The organism is Vibrio sp. 10N.222.48.A3, from assembly GCF_041475345.1.
Taxonomy (GTDB): domain Bacteria; phylum Pseudomonadota; class Gammaproteobacteria; order Enterobacterales; family Vibrionaceae; genus Vibrio; species Vibrio tasmaniensis_A.
The window spans coordinates 1-4,964 of sequence record NZ_JBFRVX010001152.1; the positions used below are offsets into that span (position 1 = coordinate 1).

Consider the following 4,964-nt stretch of genomic DNA (forward strand, 5'->3'; position numbering starts at 1 on the left):
ACACCAACGTCAATGATTTTGAGTTCGCGATCCGTATGGTGTGTGAGCCAATTTTTGCAAAACCACTTGGCGAGATCTCATTTGGCCATGTGTTGCTAAACTTATTTAATACAGCAAGACGTTTCAACATGGAGGTTCAGCCTCAGTTGGTGCTTCTGCAGAAGACCTTGTTGTATGTGGAAGGCCTAGGTCGCCAGTTGTATCCGCAGCTTGATTTGTGGGCGACGGCTAAGCCTTTCCTTGAAACCTGGATGATGAATCAGGTGGGGCCGCAAGCTGTGATCAACGCAGTAAAAGAGCGCGCGCCATTCTGGGCAGAAAAACTGCCAGAGCTGCCAGAGCTGCTTTATGACAGCTTGCGCCAAGGTAAAGCGATGAACCATAGAATGGATCAGCTTTATCAAGGTTACCGAGATAGTAAGCGTCAGCAAGCAACTGGAAAGTTTTTGTTTGGCGTTGGAGCCACTTTAGTCGTATGCTCCGCAATATTAGTTTCAAGCCCTTATGAGCAGCTATCTATGGGCTGTGGCATCGCAGGTGTCACATTTTGGTTGCTTAGTTGGCGAGCTTACCGTCGTTAGACAGTAGACTCTCTTTATATTTTTTATGTGTAGACAGACCCGAGGACAATGACAATGGGTGGTATCAGTATTTGGCAACTTCTAATCATTGCTGTAATTGTAATTTTACTTTTCGGAACAAAGAAACTGCGCGGTATGGGTGGTGACTTAGGTTCAGCGGTGAAAGGCTTCAAAAAAGCGATGAGCGATGAAGACAAGCCTGCAGATAAGAAAGATGCAGACTTTGAACCAAAGAATATTGAACAGCAGAAGACAGAAGCTAGCGCTGAAACAACTGCTGAAACAAAGAAAGACAAAGAGCAGGCGTAAATCGTGTTTGATATCGGTTTTTGGGAACTGGTATTAATATCTGTCGTTGGGTTAGTGGTTTTAGGACCTGAGCGTTTGCCCGTGGCGATTCGTAGTATTTCCAAGTTTGTTGGACAAGCGAAAAGCATGGCAAACAGTGTGAAAGATGAACTTTCTCACGAGCTTAAGGTGCAAGAGCTGCAAGAAAACCTACGCAAGGCGGAAAAAATGGGTATGGAAGATTTATCTCCAGACCTAAAAGCGTCAGTCGATGAACTCAAGCAGGCCGCTGCTCAAGTTCAACGTCCGTACGCTAAGCCTGAGTCTGATAAGCCAAGTGAGACTGAACCTAGTGTCACGGAAACTGTGGAATCTGAAACCATTCAGGTCAACAGCGAAGCTTCAGCACCGTCAGATAAGAAAGCCGAATAGTCTCGCAAGGAGGAGTCGCCAGATGCTTGAGTTGCTAGATGTTTAAATCGATAGCTATTCAAGTAGATAACTATTCAAGTGGATACCAATTCAACTGGATAGATAGGTGCGCGGCTCCTTTTCGATCTTCCTGTTTAAGAGGTTTGACATGTCTTCGACTGAGCAGACACAGCCTTTAATTAGCCATCTTCTAGAATTACGTAATCGCTTACTACGCGCGATTGTCGCTGTTCTAGTGATATTTGTCGGGCTAATTTATTTTGCTAATGATATTTATGAATTCGTATCAGCACCTTTGGTAGATCGCTTACCTGAAGGGGCGACGATGATCGCAACGGATGTTGCATCGCCATTTTTTACACCACTAAAATTAACCTTAATCGCGTCTATTTTTGTCGCGGTGCCGTTTATTTTGTATCAGGTGTGGGCCTTTGTTGCTCCGGGTTTGTACAAGCATGAAAAACGCTTGATCATGCCGCTATTGGCTTCAAGTTCTTTGCTGTTTTACTGTGGTGTGGCGTTTGCTTACTTCGTAGTATTCCCATTGGTATTTAGTTTCTTCACGGCTATTTCCTTAGGGCAGGTAGAGTTCGCGACAGACATATCAAGTTATCTCGATTTTGTACTCGCGCTGTTCTTTGCTTTTGGTATTGCCTTTGAAGTACCAGTAGCGATTATCTTGTTATGTTGGACGGGGGCGACAACGCCTAAGGCTCTGTCTGAAAAGCGTCCGTACATTGTTGTCGGTGCTTTTATCGTCGGTATGATGCTGACACCTCCCGATATGATCTCGCAGACACTGTTGGCGATTCCAATGTGTATTCTGTTTGAGATCGGTCTGTTCTTCGCACGTTTCTATGTGCGTAAGCCAGATGCGGATGAAGAGGAAGAAGCTGAATCTTGATTCTGCTGTAAGAGTATAATTGCTAGAGTCCTTCAGCAAACATGACACAATAAAAAAGCGGCCCGAGGCCGCTTTTTTATTGTGTCTGTTTATCGAATGTCGATTATACCTTCGTCATAAATAACGGGTTACGCTCACTTGTTTTAAAGCTCGATCACTGCGTTATTTCTGATGATTTACTGCGATTTATATTATAAACCAAACAGTAATTTAGCGTTGCTGGTCGTTATATTGTCGACTTCTTCAAGGGTCATTCCACGCAATTCAGCGATGCGTTTTGCTACCAATTCCGTGTAGGCTGGCTCATTACGTTTACCGCGATTCGGTGTTGGTGCCAAGTATGGGCAATCTGTCTCTAGAATGACGTAATTCATATCAAGATGTGGAATCACCTTGTCCATTCCTGAGTTCTTAAAGGTCGATACACCGCCTAAACCTAAGTGAAAGCCTAGCTCGTTGATCGCTTGAGCCTCCTCTAAGCTGCTGCCAAAGCAGTGGAATACGCCACGTAAGCTGCCGTCTTGTTCTTTACGAAGTAAGGCAAGTGTCTCTTCAATAGAATCACGAGTGTGGATCACCACTGGCAGATCGAGCTCTTTTGCCCACTGCAGCTGAGTCACGAAAGCCATCTCTTGTTCAGCCTTGAAGGTTTTATCCCAGTACAAGTCGATACCAATCTCACCCACGGCGATAAAGTCATGTTTATCAAACCAAGCTCGAATGGCTTTGAGGGTCTGCTCGATATTCGCATCCACATAACAAGGGTGTAAGCCCATCATTGAACGACACACATCAGGAAACTGAGCTTCCGTCGCTAACATGGGCTCGATAGAAGCTAAATCGAGGTATCAATACCTTGAACCAGTGCGCGCTGCACGACTTGTTCACGGTCTTCATCGAATTCGCTCGCGTAAATATGAGCATGGGTGTCGATCATTATTTTGTCCTGAAAGCAGTCTTTACTGAGTTGTCATGAGTATACGGCAGTGTGAGGAGAAGGTCATTTTTTGCCATTTATCCCTGTTTTTGAGTGGGTTTTATATTTTACTGCTAGCGTCCTGAGCCATCAGTGATATGCTTTTGCCTGTATTTAGCACTTTTCATATCTAAGCATTTCGGTGCTTAGACTAGGCAAGGAGAATCTAGTGTCTGTTTCAATTCAAGGTCAATTCCCAGGTCGCCGTATGCGCCGTATGCGTAAGCACGACTTTAGCCGTCGCCTAATGGCAGAAAATCAATTGTCTGTGGATGACCTCATCTACCCAATGTTTATCCTGATGGGTAAAGACCGCCGCGAGCCTGTCGAGTCAATGCCGGGTGTTGAACGCTTGTCGATCGATCTGATGCTTGAAGAAGCGGATTACCTGTCAAAATTGGGTGTTCCTGCGATTGCTCTGTTTCCGGTCGTGAACCAAGATGCTAAAAGCTTATGCGCGGCTGAAGCTCATAATTCAGAAGGTTTAGTGCAGCGTGCGGTACGTTCATTAAAAGAGCACGTGCCAAATATGGGTGTGATTACTGATGTTGCACTGGACCCATTTACCACTCACGGCCAGGACGGCATCATCGATGAAGATGGTTACGTGATGAATGATGAAACGACTGAAGTGTTGATTCAGCAGGCGTTATCGCATGCTGAAGCCGGTGCAGATGTGGTTGCTCCGTCGGATATGATGGATGGTCGTATTGGTAAGATCCGTGAAGCGTTAGAGGAAGCGGGTTATATTCATACTCAGATTATGGCGTACTCTGCGAAATACGCATCGTGCTATTACGGCCCATTTCGTGATGCAGTCGGCAGTGCTTCGAACCTGAAAGGTGGTAATAAGAAGAACTACCAGATGGATCCAGCCAACAGCGATGAAGCGATTCACGAAGTGGCAATGGATCTCAATGAAGGTGCGGATATGGTGATGGTTAAGCCAGGCATGCCTTACTTAGACATCGTGCGTCGTGTGAAACATGAACTTCAAGCACCAACGTATGCTTATCAAGTGTCTGGTGAGTATGCGATGCACAAAGCAGCAATTCAAAACGGTTGGCTGAAAGAACGCGACACCGTTATGGAATCACTGCTGTGCTTTAAGCGTGCTGGTGCTGATGGCATTCTGACTTACTTCGCTAAAGATGTTGCAGAGTGGCTTGCTGAAGACAATGCACAAGCAGCCAAGCACTTAAAAGAAAAGTAACAACTTAACGTTAACTTAAGTGATATTCAGTAAAAGGGTTGGCCATTGTGTCAGCCCTTTCGCTTATGAGGATGGAAGAAGATGTCAGTCATAGTACGTGAAGGTTCACTGGGAGAGGTTGTGTCTGTTGTCGAGCAGATCTCTGAATTTGCTAGAAAAGAGAGTGTCGCTTCACTGGCAGCTCGGCTTGAAGGGAAAAAGAGCCTGATCTTAGTGGCTGAAGAGGCGAACGTGTTACTCGGCTTTAAAATTGGTTATGAGCTTAACTCAAATACTTTCTATAGTTGGTTTGGTGGTGTGTCACCGCTTGCAAGAAATAAGGGGGTCGCACAGGCTCAATTAGATGTTCAGGAGCAGTGGGCACAAGAGCGGGGTTATGAGCAACTGAAAGTAAAATCTCGTAACCAGTTTCCTGCGATGCTGTGTTTACTATTGAAAAATGGATATCGAATTGAAAAATTGGAAGAAAAAGAAGAGATTAATGAAAATCGAATCCATTTCGTGAAGCAATTATCAGCTTAATGATTTGCTTTATCGGGGTGATAAATCATTTAAAATGAATTTAATGAG

The 4,964-nt window shown here is 44.9% G+C and carries 5 protein-coding genes and 2 pseudogenes; 6 read left to right on the forward strand and 1 reads right to left on the reverse strand.

Translation table 11 applies throughout. The features are described 5' to 3' along the window. The 4 genes and pseudogenes from ubiB to tatC form a co-directional block, all read left to right on the forward strand. A pseudogene (gene ubiB, locus AB4653_RS24530) lies at nt 1–581 on the forward strand (ubiquinone biosynthesis regulatory protein kinase UbiB); the annotation flags it as partial. A 54-nt stretch (nt 582–635) separates the two neighbouring features. Further along, a complete protein-coding gene (gene tatA / locus AB4653_RS24535) occupies nt 636–890 on the forward strand; it encodes a Sec-independent protein translocase subunit TatA (RefSeq protein ID WP_009848052.1) in 255 nt (84 codons plus the stop codon). A gap of 3 nt (nt 891–893) precedes the next feature. Beyond that, entirely contained in the window at nt 894–1,301 is a 408-nt protein-coding gene (tatB, locus tag AB4653_RS24540; protein WP_004735566.1) for a Sec-independent protein translocase protein TatB, read from the forward strand. Nucleotides 1,302–1,449: 148 nt separating this feature from the next. Then, the gene (gene tatC, locus AB4653_RS24545) at nt 1,450–2,205 is read left to right on the forward strand and encodes a twin-arginine translocase subunit TatC (protein WP_009848051.1); all 756 of its coding nucleotides are present in this window, start codon (nt 1,450–1,452) and stop codon (nt 2,203–2,205) included. Between the two features lie 191 nt (nt 2,206–2,396). On the opposite strand, the pseudogene AB4653_RS24550 reads toward tatC, so the two are convergent. Further along, nucleotides 2,397–3,142, reverse strand: a pseudogene (locus AB4653_RS24550) (TatD family hydrolase). Nucleotides 3,143–3,350: 208 nt separating this feature from the next. Between AB4653_RS24550 and hemB the strand changes: the two are divergent. After that, complete coding sequence (hemB, locus tag AB4653_RS24555; RefSeq protein WP_009848049.1) at nt 3,351–4,394, forward strand: porphobilinogen synthase; 1,044 nt, start codon at nt 3,351–3,353, stop codon at nt 4,392–4,394. 81 nt (nt 4,395–4,475) lie between these two features. Then, the gene (locus AB4653_RS24560) at nt 4,476–4,916 is read left to right on the forward strand and encodes a GNAT family N-acetyltransferase (protein ID WP_009848048.1); all 441 of its coding nucleotides are present in this window, start codon (nt 4,476–4,478) and stop codon (nt 4,914–4,916) included. Nucleotides 4,917–4,964 lie beyond the last annotated feature (48 nt).

Excerpts from the sequence above, each read along its gene's own strand:
- tatA (WP_009848052.1), top strand. The coding sequence starts at position 636 with ATGGGTGGTATCAGTATTTGGCAACTTCTAATCATTGCTGTAATTGTA.
- tatC (WP_009848051.1), top strand. The coding sequence starts at position 1,450 with ATGTCTTCGACTGAGCAGACACAGCCTTTAATTAGCCATCTTCTAGAA.
- AB4653_RS24560 (WP_009848048.1), top strand. The coding sequence starts at position 4,476 with ATGTCAGTCATAGTACGTGAAGGTTCACTGGGAGAGGTTGTGTCTGTT.